Here is a 16,189-nt window from a genome sequence, read left to right on the forward strand (position 1 = left end):
TTCGTCCTGAGCCAGGATCAAACTCTCCGTAAAAGACTCTCGATCAACAGTCGAAACTGCAAATCAGTCATAAACATAAAGAGTCAAATCACTAGCAAAAAACTCAACTAGCATTTTAAAACAACACCCGACAACAACCACCACAAGCGGATGGCAGATACATCGAATGCTTTCACCAAATAAAATTCGGCACTGACATTCATCGACACACTGTTGAGTTCTCAAAGAACACGCACACACCATGGTCACCGTGTGAACGGCAACGTCCGGGGCTTACACGCTCGAACCCCAGACATGGCTGATAACCTCTGCCTTGTCTGGGTTGTTCAGGACGTACTCCGTACAACCTCGTTGTCCCGGTTTGTGAAGACCGGGTCGGTGTCCGTGTCGCTCTGACTCGACAAAAGTTACGCGAAGACCAACGCTTACGCAAATCGCCTGGTCAGATGTAATTTTCGTGTGAACATCTAGGTCGGGCGTGCAGTCAGACGACGGCGATGGCGTCTATCTCGACCAACATTTCCTCGCGCGGGAGCCCCGTGAACACGGTCGTGCGGCTCGGCAGCACGTCGCCTGTCGTGTGCGCCGAGACGAACTCGCCATAGGCGTCGTTCATGATCGAGAAGTCCTCACGCTTGGTCAGGTACACGCGCAGCATGACGACGTCGTCGAACGTCGCGCCGCCGGCTTCCACGATTGCCTTGACGTTCTCCAAGGTTCGAGTGGTCTGCGCGGCGACGTCACCTGGGAACAGGTATTCGCTCGTCGCCGGATCCACCGGGCCCTGACCCGAAACCTGCACGAACGGCCCTTTCCGCACCCCCTGGGAGAAGGTGTGTGCCGGGGCCGGGGCACCGGTGGTGCGGATTTCGATCTTTTCGCTCATGATGTTCCTTCCATCGAACTGTCGTTTGTCAGTGGGCGGTCTTATCGATCGGGCGGCCGCCAGCCCAGTCCTTCGGAAATTGCCGCTGCCGTGCCGCGCACTGCGGGCAGCGCAGCCAGTACCTGCTGATGGTCGAGCAACATGTCCGGTACCGACATGGACACCGCGGCCACCACGTCTCCGGTCCCGTTGCGCACCGCGCAGCCGATGCAATTGACGAAAGATTCGTGTTCTTCACGGTCCTCCGCAAAACCCTGCTGGTCCACGAGCTCGAGCTCGCGCAGGTACTGCTCCGGTGTGCTGATCGTGCGTTCCGTGAACGGCGTGTACGTGATGCGTCGAGCGATCTCTTCTCGTTCGGCGCGCGGGCGGCCTGCGACCAGTATCTTTCCCACCGCGGTGCAGTGCAGCGGTGCCGGCCGGCCGACGCGTGAGTACATCCGCACGCTCTGCTGTGCGTCGAACTTGTCGATGTAGATGACCTCCCCCGCCTCGTACGTGGCCAGGTGCACCGTCTGGCCCGTGTCGGAGTTCAGTGCAGCGAGATGCGGTCGCGCGACGGTGCGCACGTCTCGCTGCTCGAGCGCGTGATTTGCGAGCTCGAACAGCCTCGAACCGAGTTGGTACCGGTGATCCGCTCCATGGCTGACGAACCTGTCCGATTCCATGGTCCGCAGCAGTCGCAGCACCGTCGTCTTGTGTACACCGAGGACTGCGGCGAGTTCGTCGAGTGACTTCGATCCGTCCCCGAGCAAACCCAGGATCGTCAGCGCCCTCGACAAGCTCTGGCTCACAGCGCCGCCTCGGGGTGCACCGCTGCCACCGCCGCGTAGTCGAGTGTCGCCCACGCATTGTCGTCGATTCCGGCCAGTGCTGCCAGTTCGTCGTGCGGCAGGACTTTCGCCACATCACCGTGGCCGGTCAATGCGCCTGCGGCACAGAGATGTCCGAATCGCACACGCTGCGCCGCGCTGTATCCCATCAGCAACGCGGCCAGAAAGCCGCCGGCGAAAGCGTCACCTGCACCGATCTTTTCGACGACGTCGAGTGTCAATGCGGGGACGTCGACTCGCCCGACTCCCTCGAATGCCGTCACCGTGTGCGCATCGTTCTTGATCACCAGATGACGGGGCTCGGGAAACATCTCGCGTAGTTCCACTGGACTCGAGGTCCCGAACACCGAAGCGGCCTCGTCGGCACCCATCGACACGATGTCGCTACCGCGGACGTGCTCACCGAGGACGCGGGCCGCGTCGTCCGAACGCCCGGCCCACAAGGCCGGCCGATAGTTGAGATCGAAGCTGACAGTGGACGGGCCGGCCATCAGGCTTCGCGTCAATTGTTCCGCAGTGGGTGAGATGGCGACGGTGATGCCGGTGAAATGGACGATGTCGGCGCAGTCGATCGCCGCTCGAACCTCGTCGTGAATATCGTTGGGCGAGAGCGCAGTAGCAGCCGAAAGAGACCGGTAGTACGTCATCGCGCTGCCTCCAAGAGGCAGGTCGTGACGGTGATCGGACCCCGATCCGCGCTCCTTGATGTAGAGGCCCGTCGGCCGCCCGTTATCGACGATCACGCCCGACGTGTCCACACCGGCAGCGTCGAGTTCCGCGACCAGATATCGGCCGAACCCGTCGTCACCCACCCGCGAGACCCACGCAGCCTCGATTCCCAGTTGGACGAGGACACGAGCCACGTTGGCTTCCGCACCTCCAGCCGTGCGATGGAACGTCTCCGACCGTTCCAGTGGGCCAGGGTCCGCGACGAGGACAGCGAGGCCTTCGCCTACACACACCACCCGGGGGGCTGCCATGTCCGTCTCCTCGAACTCTTGCGGGAATGCATCGTTGGATGCAGACTACAAATGAAAGACACGATACGCAACCGTCGTTGCATATAGCGCAACGCAGAACTCGAGGAGACTGCCGTGATCGACACTGCCGGAGTCGAGGCGCTGAGTCGACGACTCCTGGGGCCCGAACACAAATCGCTTCCAGCGAGATCGTGGGGACAGAGCGCCGAGAGCTTTCTGGCCACCGCGCCGCGGCTGTCGGAGTTCACCACCCCAGTACTCACCCTCGACAGGACACGCATCGCATCGAACGTCGATGTGATGGCGCAGTGGACCGAGAAGGCGGGCGTCCTCCTGGCACCCCACGGCAAAACGACCATGGCTCCCCAACTGTGGAAGCAGCAACTGGATGCGGGCTGCTGGGCCATCACCCTCGCTACCGGTTGGCAAGTTCAGGTGGCACGCGCATTCGGTGTAGAGAGAATCGTTCTCGCCAATGCCGAAGTCGATCCTGTTGCTCTGAATTGGGTTGCTGCCGAACTGGACTCGCATCCCGAGTTCGAGTTCTACTGCTGGGCGGACAGCGTCGCCACGGTGCGAGAGATGAACCGCATCCTTGCCGATCACGGCGATCGACCGGTGTCCGTCGTCGTCGAACTCGGCGGCGAGCACGGACGAACCGGCGCGCGAACGACCGAGGAGGCCGTCGCAGTAGGACGGCAGATCGCCGCGTCACCGCGTCTCGAACTGGCCGGGGTGGGCGGCTACGAGGGTGCTCTGAGCCACGACCGTTCCGACGCCGGTCTCGCGGCAGTACGCACCTACCTCGACACTCTCGCCGCACTGCATCGCACCTTCGATGCCGAAGGACTGTACGGCGATCACGCCATTGTGACCGCAGGCGGGAGCGCGTATCAGGATCTGGTGGTCGAACGCCTGCATTCTCTGACCTCGGGCAATGGCGTGCGCACCGACGTCGTGCTCCGATCCGGGGCCTACGTGGCGCACGACGACGGCTTCTATTCGCAGATCTCACCGCTGACTCCCGCCCGAACCGAGACGCCGTTGGTTTCTGCGATGCACGGATGGGCGCGAGTGGTGTCACGCCCCGAGCCCGGCCTCGCATTGCTGGACGCAGGTAAGCGCGACTTTCCTTTCGACGAAGGAATGCCCGTCCCGCAACGTGTTCGAGGTAATGAAGTCCTGGATCCGGCCGCGGAGGTGACGGCACTCAACGACCAGCATGCTTTTCTTCGACTACCGGCAGACGACGCCGGCGCACTTCCGGTGGGGGCGGTGCTGCGGCTCGGCCTCTCGCACCCCTGCACTGCGTTCGACAAATGGCGTCTGATCCCCGTCGTGGACGACTCGGACAGCGACGACCCACTCGTGGTCGATCTGATACACACCTTTTTCTAGGAAGCAGAACTTGATGGCGGACACACTATTTCGCGGGTTCGACGTCATCGACGGCACCGGTTCCGCGCGGCTGCGTCGGGACGTTCTCGTCCGTGATGGCACCATCGCAGCACTCGTCGAGCCCGGAAGCCTTTCCAGTGCAGACAGAACCGTCGATGCAGCACCAGGTCACGTCCTGTCCCCCGGCTTCATCGACATGCATGCGCACTCCGATCTGGGGTTGCTGACCGATCCTGGGCACTTCGCCAAGATCAGCCAGGGTGTCACCACCGAGGTGATCGGACAGGACGGCATCGCGTACGCGCCCATCGACGATGCGACGTTGGACGTCATCCGGCGACAGATCGCCGGGTGGAACGGCAATCCCGTCGATCTGGACTTCTCCTGGCGGACGGTTGCGGAGTATCTCGCCCGACTCGATCGAGGCATCACCCCGAACGCCGCATATCTGGTTCCGCAAGGAACCCTGCGCTACCTGGCCGTCGGTGCCGATCGACGTCCCGCAACGCCGTCCGAGATCACCCACATGCAGGAGTTGCTGGCACAGGGTCTGCAGGACGGTGCCGTCGGAATGTCGAGCGGACTGACCTACACACCCGGAATGTATGCCGACACAAGCGAATTGCGAGCACTGTGTGAGGTAGTGGCAGACTTCGGCGGGTTCTATGCTCCCCACACCCGGTCGTACGGCGCGGGTGCACTCGACGCCTACCAGGAGATGCTCGATCTCTCCAGAGAAACCGGATGCGCCCTGCATCTGACCCACGCAACGATGAACTTCGGTGTCAATCGTGGTCGGGCACGTGAATTTCTCGATCTTGTCGACTCCGCGATCGCCGACGGCTGCGACGTCACGCTCGATACGTATCCGTACCTACCCGGGGCCACGACTCTGTCTGCGCTGCTGCCGAGTTGGGCGATGTCGGGTGGGCCGGACCGAGCGCTGGAACGACTCGACGATCCGGCCGAGCGTCGCCGCATAGCGCAGGACGTCGATGTCGACGGCTCGGACGGCTGCCACGGAGTCACCGTCGAGTGGGAGACGATTCAGCTCAGCGGAGTATCGAACCCGGAACTCGACCGGTACGTCGGTCGCACGATGGCCGACATCTCGGCGGACGAAGGGCTCGAACCGGTCGACGTGTTCTTCGACTTTCTACGCCGCGACGCTCTGGCCACGACCATCCTGCAGCACGTCGGGCACGAGGAGAACGTTCGCGAGATCATGCAGCATCCGCGCCACATGGGCGGCAGTGACGCCATTCTCGTAGGCGAAAAGCCACATCCGCGTGCGTGGGGAACGTTCCCCCGCTATCTGGGCCACTACGTGCGGGACGAGCAACTGCTCTCACTCGAGGAGTGCATCAATCACCTCACGGGTCGTCCGGCTGCACGGTTACGACTGCGCAGACGCGGCACGATCGCCGTGGGCCATGCTGCCGATCTCGTGGTGTTCGACCCGGACACCGTTCGAGACACCGCCACGTTCGAGGAGCCCAAACAGCAGGCCGAGGGAATCAGCCACGTGATGGTCAACGGCTCGTTCGCGATAGACGATTTCCTTCCCACCCACTCCTTGGCAGGCCATGCCCTGCGTATGGACTCAGCCAGAAAGCAGACGGCGTGAATGCACTGACGGCAATTCTCGAAGACCGCGCACTCGCCGTGGTGCGCGCGCCGCACATCTCGGATCCCGCCGCACTCGCACACGCCCTGGCCGGCGGCGGAATTCGCGCTGTGGAGCTCACGTTCACCACGCCGGGAGTCCTCGACCTCATCCGCGCCGCATCCGATGCGGGTGCCATCGTGGGGGCCGGAACGGTCCTCACGGCCGATCAAGCCCGGGCCGCCCTGGACTCGGGTGCCAGTTTCGTCGTGACACCCGGGCTGCGGTCAGACGTCGCCGCCGTGGTGACCGCCGCGCGCATACCGCTGATGATGGGGGCACTCACCCCGTCCGAGGTGATGACCGCGCTGGACCTCGGTGCAGACGCGGTGAAGGTCTTCCCGGCGCGCACCGTCGGACCGGCCTATTTCAAGGATCTGCTCGGTCCGTTCCCGGATGCACGTCTGGTCCCGTCCGGCGGCGTCAACGCCGCAAATGCCGCACACTTTCTGGCAGCCGGAGCAGTGGCAGTAACTGCCGGCACGGATGTGGTGCCGCCGAATTCTGTTGCTACCGCTCAGTGGGACGACATCGCGGCACGAGCCCGGGCATTCGTCCACGCCATCGAAACCGCCAACGAGAAAGAACTGTCATGAATTCTGCCGTCGACTGGCTGAGAACCTCGACACCCGGCCTTCTGGTGCTGTGCGGCATAGCAATCGCCGTGTTGCTCGTCGTGATCATCAAGATCAAACTGGAACCGTTCGTCGCACTGCTCATCGTCGGACTCGGCCTGGCCCTGGCTGCCGGTCTTCCGGTCAATCAAATCGTCGGAACCGCGATCAAGAGCAACGAGTCGTTGCTCGAGACCGGCTTCGGCGGAATTCTCGGGCATATCGCCGTCATCATCGGCCTCGGCACCGTACTGGGGGCCATACTCGAGAGGTCCGGCGGCGCGCAGGCGTTGACCGCCAAGTTGCTCGGAATTTTCGGCGAACGCGGCGCACCCGTCGCGATGGGCCTGCTCGGATTGATCTTCGGTATTCCGGTGTTCTTCGACATCGGCATCTTCGTGCTCGCCCCGCTGGTGTACGTCGCCGCGCGCCAAGGCGGAAAGTCGCTGGTGCTGTACGCGTTGCCGATGCTCGCCGGCTTGTCGATGACGCACGCATTCTTGCCGCCGCACCCCGGACCGGTGGCACTCGGTGGACTGCTCGAGGTCAATCTCGGTTGGCTGATCCTGTTCGGCTTCATCTGTGGCATACCCGGATTCATCGCTGCGGGCCTGGTATGGGGAAACTGGATCGGCAAGCGCATCATCGTCGAGGTTCCGGACGACTTCATCAACGACGGGGACGACTCGCCCCGCGACTCGAACGGTGGCGCCGGTGCCGTCACCACCGCACGACCGGTGGTCACGACGCCTCCCTCGGTGGGCACCATCGGCGCGATCATCGCAGTGCCGCTGGTCCTCATCCTCGGTGCGACCTTCGGCAGCATCCTCCTCGACCCGGGCAATCTGCTCGAAGTGCTGACATTCTTCGGCACTCCGGCCGTCGCACTTCTCATTGCCGTGCTGATCGCGTTCTACGTTCTGGGCATCCGCCGCGGGTCCACCGTTCAGGAACTGAGCAAGCTCACAGGTGAGTCGCTGCGCCCGGTCGGCATGCTGTTGCTCGTCGTCGGCGCGGGTGCATTCTTCGGAAAGGTCATCTCTGCCACAGGGATCGGCACTGCACTGGCCGACACCATGGCGGCAGCGGGTCTACCGATCATCGTCCTGGCGTACATCATCAGTTGTGCGCTGCGTGTCGCACAGGGTTCGGCCACCGTCGCGATCGTCACCACCGGTGGCATCGTGGGCCCACTCGTCGCAGCGCAGGACTACTCGGCCCCCGCCGTCGCATTGATCGCCATGTCCATCGCAGCGGGCTCGATCATCGCGAGCCACGTCAACGACGGAGGCTTCTGGATCATCTCGAAGTTCTTCAACCTCACCGTCAAGCAGACGCTACAGACGTGGACCGTCCTCGAGACGATTCTGTCCGTGGTCAGCTTCGCGGTTGCCGGCATTCTCTTCGCCATCATCGCCTAGCTCGACGGCGCGGTCGGGTGTCGACGTGGGCACCTGATCGCGCCACTGGGAGTGCACCTGATCACCGACGAAGTGCGTGTTCTCTGCCGACATCTCCCGGCTCCCCGACCGTCCGACGAGATCGTCTATTCGATCGTCCAGGCTGTGGGCGCGAGCCATGGCGTCCGACGTACGTGCTTCACCCTCCGAAGACTCGACCAGATCGGCCAAACGAACCAACGCAGCCACTCGTCCCGTCAACTGGGTCCATACGACTTCCAGTGCGCGGCGACGTGATTCGACCTGTTCCGCCGTGTCCTCGTCGACCATCGTCCGACCAATACGGATCAACTCGTCCCCTACCGAGCGCAAAGACGTTGCATCGACCGAGATTTCGGCGAGCTCGACGAACAGATCGACCTGGCTTCGCTGAAACTCGAAGTACGTCGACTGCCACGCCGGCGAGCGATGTATGCGATCGAACGAGGTGCCCGCGAGAAACAGCAGCGTGTCGTAGCGGTCCGAGAATCGGTCGTCTTTGCGATCGATCAACTGATCGACCACCCCGGCTGCCCACTGCACCCGTTTGTCGATGGGCGTTCTACGTGCAAGCGTGCTGACTCGATCCTTTGCGGCGTCCGCCAACGTCAGACCTCGCTCGGCGAGCACCCCGTACTTGAGGGGTGCGGGCGTGTGCATCAATGCATCGAAGACCGCGTCGCGCTGTTCCAGGTCGAGATGAATACCTTCGCGACGTTCCTTACGTGCCGCGCGGACGCCGTTGGCGTAGTGCCGGTTCGACATCACCACCGTGGTTCGCAGATGCTCGATCCGCTTGTTCGACTCCGCGGCTCGCAACTTGTAGACCAAGGCCGCGCCGGGCTTACCCGACGAATCCTTGGCACGCCATCGATCTCGCTCGTCCACCAACTGCCGCAAGGTTCCGAATCCCCCGACCGACGGGAGAGAACGCCCCGCACGCCACCGAGCGATGAGCACCGTTCTGGTTGCTCCGTCGACCCTGCCCGCCGCGACGGCCGTTGCGGCGGCGTCGGACAAGGGCTCGGAATGGCCGGGTAGCCGACAGTCGGCACAGAGGCGATGCACCCGGTCATCGAATCGAGCGCGCTGCTGTGCCGAATCGCCTGCATCGAACTGAGACATGATTTCTCCTCGGTCGCACCGCGGTCCGGCGTGCTCGCCGTCGAGTGTTCCAGAAAGTTCAGATCAACCCCTTCAGGGTTTCCTCCGTGTGCGGCTTCTTCTCGGCCAGCAAGGTGCGCGCCTCGTCCAGCCCCTCCCAGACATTCCACATCAGTACCCCGCGCACGACGGTATCGTCGTCGAGGTAGTAGACGACGCCTTCCTTGCCGATCGTCTTCCAGTCCTCCACAGTGTTCAGCGACGTTGCCACCGTTCCGATTGCCTGGTAGCCGTCGTCGTACACGTCGGAGTAGAAGTACGGAGTGTAGGTGTAGGCCGCGCCGGCACCTGCCATGTTGCGGCCCGCCGCTTTGCCCATCTCGGTGGCGTTGTCCACGTGCTCGATGCGTCGGCGACCGAGAATGGCGTCCGGATAGTTGGCCACGTCGCCGGCCGCGTAGATGTGCTCGTCCGCGGTGCGCAGGAACTCGTCGACGACGATGCCGTTGTCCACCTCGAGACCTGCCGCCTCGGCCAGGTCTGTGCTGGGCCGGACACCGAGGCCGAACACGACCCCATCTGCTTCCACCGCGGACCCGTCGTCCAATTGCAGCTGGACACGAGCCGACGCCTCCGCACCCGACGTGACCTTGGTTCCTCGGCGCACGGTGACCCCGTGATCGGAGAACCCTTTGTCGAATCCGGCGGCCAGCGAGCGGGGGAACATGTGGCTGCCCACGACGTCGTCGGACGTGACGAGGGTGACTTTGACACCCTGTTGAGACAGCGCTGCTGCGATTTCCGTTCCGATGTAGCCGCCGCCCACCACCGCTATGTGCTCCGCGGTCTCGGTCAGTTCCCGCAACATCCGGTAATCGGCGAAGGTGCGGAAGTAGATCACTCGTGGACTGGGCGACAGGTCGATCTGCGTCGGCGCTGCGCCGGTTGCGAACAAGAGCGTTCCGTACTCGTGGGTCTCACCGGCCGCTGTCGTGACCGCCTGCTTCGACCGGTCCACCGACGCGATACGCGTACCCGTATGGACCTCGGCACCGGTGTCCGAGGCGGTGCCGAGCGGAACCTGATCACGGCCGAAGTCGCTGTCGGTCCACAACTTCTTCGACAACGCGGGGCGCGTGTACGGCTCGTCGGAATCGGCTCCGAAAATCCCGATGGAACCCGTTGCGCCGTGTTCACGAATCCCACGAGCAGCACTGTCGGCAACCATTCCGCCGCCGATGATCAGGTAGTCGTATCGCATCGCTCACTCCTTGCACGTGGGGGTATCGACGACCTGGCTACCCGGAACGGCGTGAGCGCAACCACTCCGACGCCTCGGTTCGGAAGGCCGGAGAATATCGAACCGAACGAACTGTATGCAGCATCACACCCCGTAAAGGTTGGCCCAGGCCCGTCCAGTGGGCATCTTGGTTTGCGAGACGAAACATCGCGTTCACACATTTTGGGTTGTAACGGTTCGGCTCGGACGAACGACTCACACCTCAGGACGCGAACAAAAGGAGACGATGTGACTGTTCAGATCGATTCGCTCGCAGCCGGCACCAGCAATGCCGACAACGCGATCGCAGACGTCGACCAACTCTTCGACGAAGTTTCAACGCTGGACGCCAACATCCTCGACGCCATCGAGCGCCGCACCCGCTTGGCGCGCACCCTCGCTGCCGTGACGCCCGACGACACCGTGTCGGACACCACAGCAGACCCCTACGCCGATCTCGGCAACGACGGCCGAGTTTTCTCGCGGATGCTTTCCCGCCTCGCGCAGATCACCCGGTAACGTCCTTCCCCCTTTATTTCGCAGTCCGCGACCCCGTCGAGCACGTCTCGGCGGGGTCGCGTCGTGTCTGGGCACGGCACCGGTGAATTTGTCGACGGACCGTTGTCAGTACCGGCACGACCGTTGTTCGACGGTCGTGCCGGTACCCGACGAATAGGTGTCATCCATGTCCCGTTTGCTGTTCGCCAATATGCCCGTCCGCGATGTCGTGGCCACCCGCGCATTCTTCGAGGGTCTCGGGTTCGAGTTCAACGACATTTTCAGCGACGAGAACACCGCCTCGATGATCGTCAGCGACCAGGCCACGGTGATGTTTCTGGCCACATCGAGGTTCGGGGATTTCATCTCCGATTCGATCTGCGACACGACGTCGGCTCGTGAGGTACTGATGTGTATTTCGGCCGACAGCCGCGCCGAGGTCGACTCACTCACGGACGCGGCCATCGCCGCGGGTGGATCGAAGTGGATGGAACCGCAGGATCATGGGTTCATGTACGGCCGAGCATTCCGTGATCTGGACGATCACGTGTGGGAAGTGATGTGGATGGACCCCTCGGCCGTTCCGACGAGCTGATGTCGCTCAGAGGCGGTCGGGCAGTCCGAATCGATCGAACAGCGACAGATCGAAGAAGCAGGCGACATGCCCGACGCCTCGAGCGTCGACGTCGAGAACGTGTAGTTGGAACGGTCGATGTATTCCGTCCTCGCCCACCATGTAGAGCCCGTACGCAGGTTGACCGTTCGCTGATGTCGCCACCATCCGCATGTCGCCCGCTCCCTGGGCGGGGCAGTTGTTTCGGATGAGCGATCCGATCGTCTCGGCTCCCTGATACCAGCCGACGAACGGGGGCATCTCCCACACCGCGTCCGAGGTGAAGAGTGTGACCAGCCGGTCGATGTCGTAACGCTCGAAGCACTCCACGTACTGGGCCAGGAGCTGACGCAGTTCGGCAGATTCGATGGGTTCCACGTTGTCCAGTTCCGGAGCGATCTCTTCGAGTCGCTCGCGGGCCCGCTGCAGGAGGCTGTTGACCGCAGTGGTCGTCGTGGCGAGAACCTCGGCGACCTCGGAGGCCTTCCACTGCAACACCTCGCGCATCAACAGCACTGCGCGTTGTCTCGACGACAGATGCTGCAGCGACGCGACGAACGCGAGGCGAACCGACTCCCTCCCCACCACCAACGTGGCCGGGTCGTTCGAGTCGGCCAGATCCGAGTCGGCAATCGGTTCGAGCCACGGCACCTCGTTGTTCTGCACCAGCTCGTCGGTCGGGCCCGAACTCGGCGCGCCGAGTCCGGTAGGAAGCGGACGCTTGGCTCGCCCCTCGAGGGCGGTGAGGCACGTGTTCGTTGCGATTCGATACAGCCAGGTGCGCAGCGACGATCGGCCCTCGTACTTGGCGTACCCCCGCCAGGCGCGGATGTAGGTCTCCTGGAGCATGTCCTCGGCGTCGTGGATGGACCCGGTCATGCGGTAACAGTGCGCCAACAGCTCGCGACGGAACGGATCGAACTGCGCGACGAAGTCGTCGTTCTGCACAGATGCCACGGTCATGCGGAAGAGCTTAAACCGGGTTCGCCCGCATCGACGGCCGATCGCGCGCCACCGCCGGGATTGGTCGGGCCTCTGGGTTAACCTCGGCTCGTGACATCGCTCAGCAGCATCGACGACTTGGTAGAAGAGCTGTATCTGCATCGTCGTCGCGCGTGGGAAGCCGCACTCGTCACCGCACAGAATTTTCTCGAGACCATCGCCGACGAGATACTCGAAGATGTCGACCGAGACAGACTCAATGCCCAGACCGCGCGGATCAAGGACCCCGGCAGATCTGCCGACAAACTCCGTCGATATCTGTCCGAGGGACGCATCAGCGAACCGCACGACGCCGACGCCGTGGCCGACGCACTGCCCGATCTGGTCGGCATCAAGGTGCTGTGCAAGACCCCACGGGACCAGCTCTCGTTCGTCACCGCACTCGAGCGCGCGTGTACCGATCCGAAATGCTCGGTGCGGTTCGCGCAGCCGCCCACCGACTACGTCTCGTTTCCCAAGCCGAGCGGATACCGGGCATATCACGCTGTGCTTGTCGTACGAGTGGCCACTCATCAGGGCGACCTCGACGTGAAGGTGGAGGTTCAGGTCAAGACGCGGCTGCAGGACGCGTGGGGCGAGCTGACCCATGAGGACATGTACAAGCCCGGTGAAGCACTCAAACCGACCAAGAAGCACACCGATTACGCCGCGCACATGGCGCACCTGCTCGATCAAGTCGACGCCATGGCCGACGATCTCGCCGCGCAGCTCGACTCGCTGACCGCCGCCTCGAAGGACGGCAGCGTGGTGGCACCCGACCCGATCCCCAAGGACCCCGATTTCATCCGGGCACGCGTCACGCGCACCGGCCCCCGCTACGCCCTGGCCGTCGGTCCGGACGGGCGCCGTGGGCTCGTCCCCGCACGGTCGGTCAAAGCCGTGATCGGCTCGACCGATCGCATCGCAGTCAACGATTACCTCGAGGTGGGCGACTACATCGACGTCGTCGTGGAGGACTCGGAGGACGCGCTGTACTACCACCTGACCTCGCAGCCGCCGCGGCGCACGCAAGGAAAGAAACGCAAGCGCTGACCGGCGTTTCTCAGGAAGATCTCACGTCGGTCCGGTAGACATGCCATCTCGTGACCACTACCGAGCAATCCCAGGTCGTCACCGACGGCGATAGCGTCGCCGCAACTACGACCGGCACACGCGTCATCGGCCGTCTGCGCAGGAGACTCCGGTCTCCCGATGTGATGGTCCCGACCGTCGCGTTCGTACTCCTTGCATCGCTGTACTCGACGATGTCCGTTCTCGGCCACCGTCAACTGCGCACATCGGGCTTCGACCTCGGAATATTCGTGCAGCAGGTCGCGTCGTACTCGCAGTTTCGGGCTCCGACCTCCGATCTGCTGGGCACCGGCTACAACACCCTCGGTGATCACTTCTCGCCGATCACGGCCCTGCTGGGTCCGGTGTATCGCGTCTTCCCTCATGCCGAGACGCTGCTCGTCGCTCAGGCGGTTCTGTTCGCGCTCGCGGTGATTCCGATCAGCCGATTGGCGGTGCAGAAATTCGGCACTGTCGTCGGAACAGTGATTGCCGGCGCGTTCGGCCTGTCGTGGGGCGTACAAGCCGCGCTGAACTTCGACTTCCACGAAGTGGCCTTCGCGATGCCGTTACTGGCAATGTCCCTGGTGGCTCTCGTTCGCGAACGCTGGGTGCCCGCTCTGGCCTGGGCTCTTCCGCTGGTGTTCGTCAAAGAGGACATGGGTTTGACCGTCGTCGTCATCGGCGCGCTGGTTGCCCTGTTCACCACCGGCCGTCCGCGCATCCTGGGAGCGATGACCGCGGTGTGGGGGCTGACCTGGGTGATAGTGGCCGTCAAGGTGATCGTTCCCGCGCTGAGCTCCGACGACTCGTACGGCCAGGGCTCGAAATTGCCGCCCATCGGCGAAGGGATCGCCGATACCGCGCACGGGCTGGTTGCCGGAGACTCCCGTGCCGCAACGGCGTTTCTACTGCTTGCCGTCACGGGGTTCTTCGCGCTGCGCTCTCCACTCCTGCTGGTCGCAGTACCGACGGTTGCCTGGCGTTTCCTCAGCGACAACACCAACTTCTGGAAACCGATCTACCACTACAACGCCATTCTGATGGTGATCGTCTTCATCGCCCTGATCGACGCCTTGGCACGCAGCGAGCGCCACGCCCAGCTGACCGAACGAGGTCGACGAGCGATCGTCGCCTTCGTCGCTGCATTCGCATTGGTGGCACTACCGTTCCTGCCCATGTCGCGGATGGTGCACGCCGAGGAGTGGCGAGTCGATCCACAAGCAGCCACCGCCCGCGACATCTCGGCGTGGATCCCGGCCGGTGACCGCGTTGCGGCGTCGAACAACCTCGTGGCACAACTCGTCGCCGACCACGACGTCTCGGTGTTTCCGCAGCGACCGACCGACTCGACCGTCCCGGATTGGATCGTCGTCAACCGAGAACGGCCCGCGGGTTGGCCGACCGACGAACGCGGCGATCGGCAGGCGATCGACCGGGCACTGACCACCGGATACGACGTCGTCTACTCCGTGGACGGTATCGAGGTGCTGCACCGCAACTGAGCGGTCCCTACTAAGGTTTCGATCAGTTCGGGCATTTCGATACCACGGGGTTCTCGAACTCTCGACATTCGACCGATCACGACAGCTACGGCAAGGCAGGTACAGGACATCGACGCTCGAACCGGCGACCTCGGCACCACCCGAACAGCATCGAAGCGGTCACCGTGGAATCGGAAGAATCCGTACCGCGCGCAGGTGTCGAGCAACCGATTGCTGTCCGGTCCCACCTCTGCAAAAGAAGTACGACACTTCTCGATCGACCTCGGTGACAGCGGAATCACCTACGAGGCGGGAGACGGATTCGGCGTCAAACCCGTCAACGACGCCGCACTGGTCTCGGCCGTCATCGACCGTCTCGGTGTCCCCGCAGACACGGCCGTCCACACCAAGTCCGGAGAAGTCAGCCTCGCCCAGGCACTGACCACCGAATACGAAATCGGCATACCGTCGATGGACCTGATAGAAGCCATCGCCGAGCGGGCCGGTGATGCCGAACTCGACCACGTGCTGCAGAACGGCGACCGGGCGTCGTTCGACGCGTGGACATGGGGACGCGACGTAGTCGACGTTCTCGACCTCGATCGGTCGGGTGCTCTCGACCCCGCTGAATTCCTGGGCCTGCTCCGTCCCCTGCAGCACCGCGTCTATTCGATCTCGTCGTCGCCGACAGCGCACGAGGGAAGCGTTCACCTCACCGTGTCGACCGTGAGATACCGATCGGCCGAGCGAGATCGCGGCGGGGTGTGCTCGACGTACTTGGCAGATCGTGTCGGCGACGCGCAGGAAGCGGGAGTGTTTCTCTCGGCCAACAAGTCGTTCCGACTTCCTTCCGACGACACTCCGATCATCATGATCGGTCCGGGCACCGGAGTAGCACCGTTCCGTGCGTTTCTGCAGGAACGTCGGGCTCGCGGTGCGTCGGGCCGAAACTGGCTGTTCTTCGGGGACCAACATCGAGCGAGCGACTTCCTTTACGAGGACGAACTCACGGACTTCGAGCGTGACGGTCTGTTGACCAGGCTGGATCTGGCGTTCTCGCGCGACCAGTTCGAGAAGATCTACGTACAGCACCGCATGCGCGAGGCCGGAAAGCAGCTGTACGGCTGGCTCGAAGAAGGCGCACAGATCTACGTCTGCGGAGACGCGTCACGCATGGCGCAGGGAGTCGACGAGGCACTCCACGAGGTCGTCGCCGAACACGGTGGGCGCTCCTCCGACGCCGCGGAGGACTACGTGAACGACCTCAAGCGCGCCAAGCGCTATCTGCGCGACGTCTACTGACGGGCCGTTCTTGTCGGACCCCCTCGCTACCGTCACGGGCA

At 63.3% G+C, this 16,189-nt stretch carries 14 protein-coding genes and 1 pseudogene; 9 read left to right on the plus strand and 6 right to left on the minus strand.

The genetic code is table 11. From position 1 onward, the window contains the following. Nucleotides 1–484: 484 nt before the first annotated feature. Genes CH278_RS25170 through CH278_RS25180 form a run of 3 tightly spaced genes read right to left on the minus strand, consistent with a single transcriptional unit; the run spans nt 485 to nt 2,699 of the window. Nucleotides 485–886 carry a RidA family protein gene (locus CH278_RS25170; RefSeq protein WP_032372898.1) on the minus strand — a complete coding sequence of 134 codons (402 nt, stop codon included), beginning with the start codon at nt 884–886 and terminating at the stop codon, nt 485–487. 41 nt (nt 887–927) lie between these two features. Beyond that, nucleotides 928–1,680: an IclR family transcriptional regulator gene (locus CH278_RS25175; protein ID WP_048319940.1), complete on the minus strand. Its 753-nt coding sequence runs from the start codon at nt 1,678–1,680 to the stop codon at nt 928–930. Then, nucleotides 1,677–2,699, minus strand: a complete 1,023-nt coding sequence (locus CH278_RS25180; protein ID WP_094623158.1) for a sugar kinase — start codon at nt 2,697–2,699, stop codon at nt 1,677–1,679. Before CH278_RS25180 ends, CH278_RS25175 begins: the two co-directional genes overlap by 4 nt. A gap of 114 nt (nt 2,700–2,813) precedes the next feature. Between CH278_RS25180 and CH278_RS25185 the strand changes: the two genes are divergently transcribed. From CH278_RS25185 to CH278_RS25200, 4 genes are read left to right on the plus strand one after another with little or no spacing between them, the layout of a single operon-like run. Beyond that, nucleotides 2,814–4,097 carry an alanine racemase gene (locus tag CH278_RS25185; protein WP_094623159.1) on the plus strand — a complete coding sequence of 428 codons (1,284 nt, stop codon included), beginning with the start codon at nt 2,814–2,816 and terminating at the stop codon, nt 4,095–4,097. Between the two features lie 13 nt (nt 4,098–4,110). Continuing rightward, nucleotides 4,111–5,724, plus strand: coding sequence for an N-acyl-D-amino-acid deacylase family protein (locus tag CH278_RS25190; protein ID WP_094623160.1), 1,614 nt, complete (start codon nt 4,111–4,113; stop codon nt 5,722–5,724). Continuing rightward, nucleotides 5,721–6,359 carry a bifunctional 4-hydroxy-2-oxoglutarate aldolase/2-dehydro-3-deoxy-phosphogluconate aldolase gene (locus CH278_RS25195; protein ID WP_094623161.1) on the plus strand — a complete coding sequence of 213 codons (639 nt, stop codon included), beginning with the start codon at nt 5,721–5,723 and terminating at the stop codon, nt 6,357–6,359. Before CH278_RS25190 ends, CH278_RS25195 begins: the two co-directional genes overlap by 4 nt. After that, the gene (locus CH278_RS25200) at nt 6,356–7,798 is read left to right on the plus strand and encodes a GntP family permease (protein WP_094623162.1); all 1,443 of its coding nucleotides are present in this window, start codon (nt 6,356–6,358) and stop codon (nt 7,796–7,798) included. The genes CH278_RS25195 and CH278_RS25200 overlap by 4 nt, the downstream gene beginning before the upstream one ends. Here CH278_RS25200 and CH278_RS25205 read toward each other — a convergent pair. Both CH278_RS25205 and CH278_RS25210 read right to left on the minus strand, forming a co-directional pair. Beyond that, a complete protein-coding gene (locus tag CH278_RS25205; RefSeq protein WP_094623163.1) occupies nt 7,715–8,941 on the minus strand; it encodes a hypothetical protein in 1,227 nt (408 codons plus the stop codon). The genes CH278_RS25200 and CH278_RS25205 overlap by 84 nt on opposite strands. Nucleotides 8,942–8,999: 58 nt before the next feature. Further along, the gene (locus CH278_RS25210) at nt 9,000–10,181 is read right to left on the minus strand and encodes an NAD(P)/FAD-dependent oxidoreductase (RefSeq protein ID WP_094623164.1); all 1,182 of its coding nucleotides are present in this window, start codon (nt 10,179–10,181) and stop codon (nt 9,000–9,002) included. A 267-nt stretch (nt 10,182–10,448) separates the two neighbouring features. On the opposite strand from CH278_RS25210, the gene CH278_RS25215 reads away from it, so the two are divergent. Next, on the plus strand, nt 10,449–10,718 hold the full coding sequence (locus CH278_RS25215) for a hypothetical protein (RefSeq protein WP_032372902.1): 270 nt from the start codon (nt 10,449–10,451) through the stop codon (nt 10,716–10,718). Nucleotides 10,719–10,884: 166 nt separating this feature from the next. Beyond that, entirely contained in the window at nt 10,885–11,292 is a 408-nt protein-coding gene (locus CH278_RS25220) for a VOC family protein (protein ID WP_032372903.1), read from the plus strand. A gap of 6 nt (nt 11,293–11,298) precedes the next feature. Here the strand turns inward: CH278_RS25220 and CH278_RS25225 are convergent, their stop codons facing one another. Beyond that, nucleotides 11,299–12,273, minus strand: a complete 975-nt coding sequence (locus CH278_RS25225) for a sigma-70 family RNA polymerase sigma factor (protein ID WP_027497693.1) — start codon at nt 12,271–12,273, stop codon at nt 11,299–11,301. Nucleotides 12,274–12,363: 90 nt separating this feature from the next. On the opposite strand from CH278_RS25225, the gene CH278_RS25230 reads away from it, so the two are divergent. The 3 genes and pseudogenes from CH278_RS25230 to CH278_RS25240 form a co-directional block, all read left to right on the plus strand. After that, nucleotides 12,364–13,344 (plus strand): GTP pyrophosphokinase, encoded by a 981-nt coding sequence (locus tag CH278_RS25230; RefSeq protein ID WP_027497694.1) that lies wholly within the window; start codon nt 12,364–12,366, stop codon nt 13,342–13,344. A gap of 50 nt (nt 13,345–13,394) precedes the next feature. After that, nucleotides 13,395–14,867 (plus strand): DUF2079 domain-containing protein, encoded by a 1,473-nt coding sequence (locus CH278_RS25235; protein ID WP_179274409.1) that lies wholly within the window; start codon nt 13,395–13,397, stop codon nt 14,865–14,867. A 111-nt stretch (nt 14,868–14,978) separates the two neighbouring features. Then, nucleotides 14,979–16,148, plus strand: a pseudogene (locus tag CH278_RS25240) (sulfite reductase subunit alpha); the annotation flags it as partial. Nucleotides 16,149–16,189 lie beyond the last annotated feature (41 nt).

The sequence above is a fragment of the Rhodococcus sp. 05-2254-5 genome (assembly GCF_002258575.1).
Lineage (GTDB): Bacteria > Actinomycetota > Actinomycetes > Mycobacteriales > Mycobacteriaceae > Rhodococcoides > Rhodococcoides fascians.

What these genes read in the sequence shown, in the direction of transcription:
- CH278_RS25200 (WP_094623162.1), top strand. Translation starts at nt 6,356, where the DNA reads ATGAATTCTGCCGTCGACTGGCTGAGAACCTCGACACCCGGCCTTCTG.
- CH278_RS25190 (WP_094623160.1), top strand. Translation starts at nt 4,111, where the DNA reads ATGGCGGACACACTATTTCGCGGGTTCGACGTCATCGACGGCACCGGT.
- CH278_RS25180 (WP_094623158.1), bottom strand. Translation starts at nt 2,699, where the DNA reads ATGGCAGCCCCCCGGGTGGTGTGTGTAGGCGAAGGCCTCGCTGTCCTC.
- CH278_RS25210 (WP_094623164.1), bottom strand. Translation starts at nt 10,181, where the DNA reads ATGCGATACGACTACCTGATCATCGGCGGCGGAATGGTTGCCGACAGT.
- CH278_RS25225 (WP_027497693.1), bottom strand. Translation starts at nt 12,273, where the DNA reads ATGACCGTGGCATCTGTGCAGAACGACGACTTCGTCGCGCAGTTCGAT.
- CH278_RS25205 (WP_094623163.1), bottom strand. Translation starts at nt 8,941, where the DNA reads ATGTCTCAGTTCGATGCAGGCGATTCGGCACAGCAGCGCGCTCGATTC.
- CH278_RS25220 (WP_032372903.1), top strand. Translation starts at nt 10,885, where the DNA reads ATGTCCCGTTTGCTGTTCGCCAATATGCCCGTCCGCGATGTCGTGGCC.
- CH278_RS25170 (WP_032372898.1), bottom strand. Translation starts at nt 886, where the DNA reads ATGAGCGAAAAGATCGAAATCCGCACCACCGGTGCCCCGGCCCCGGCA.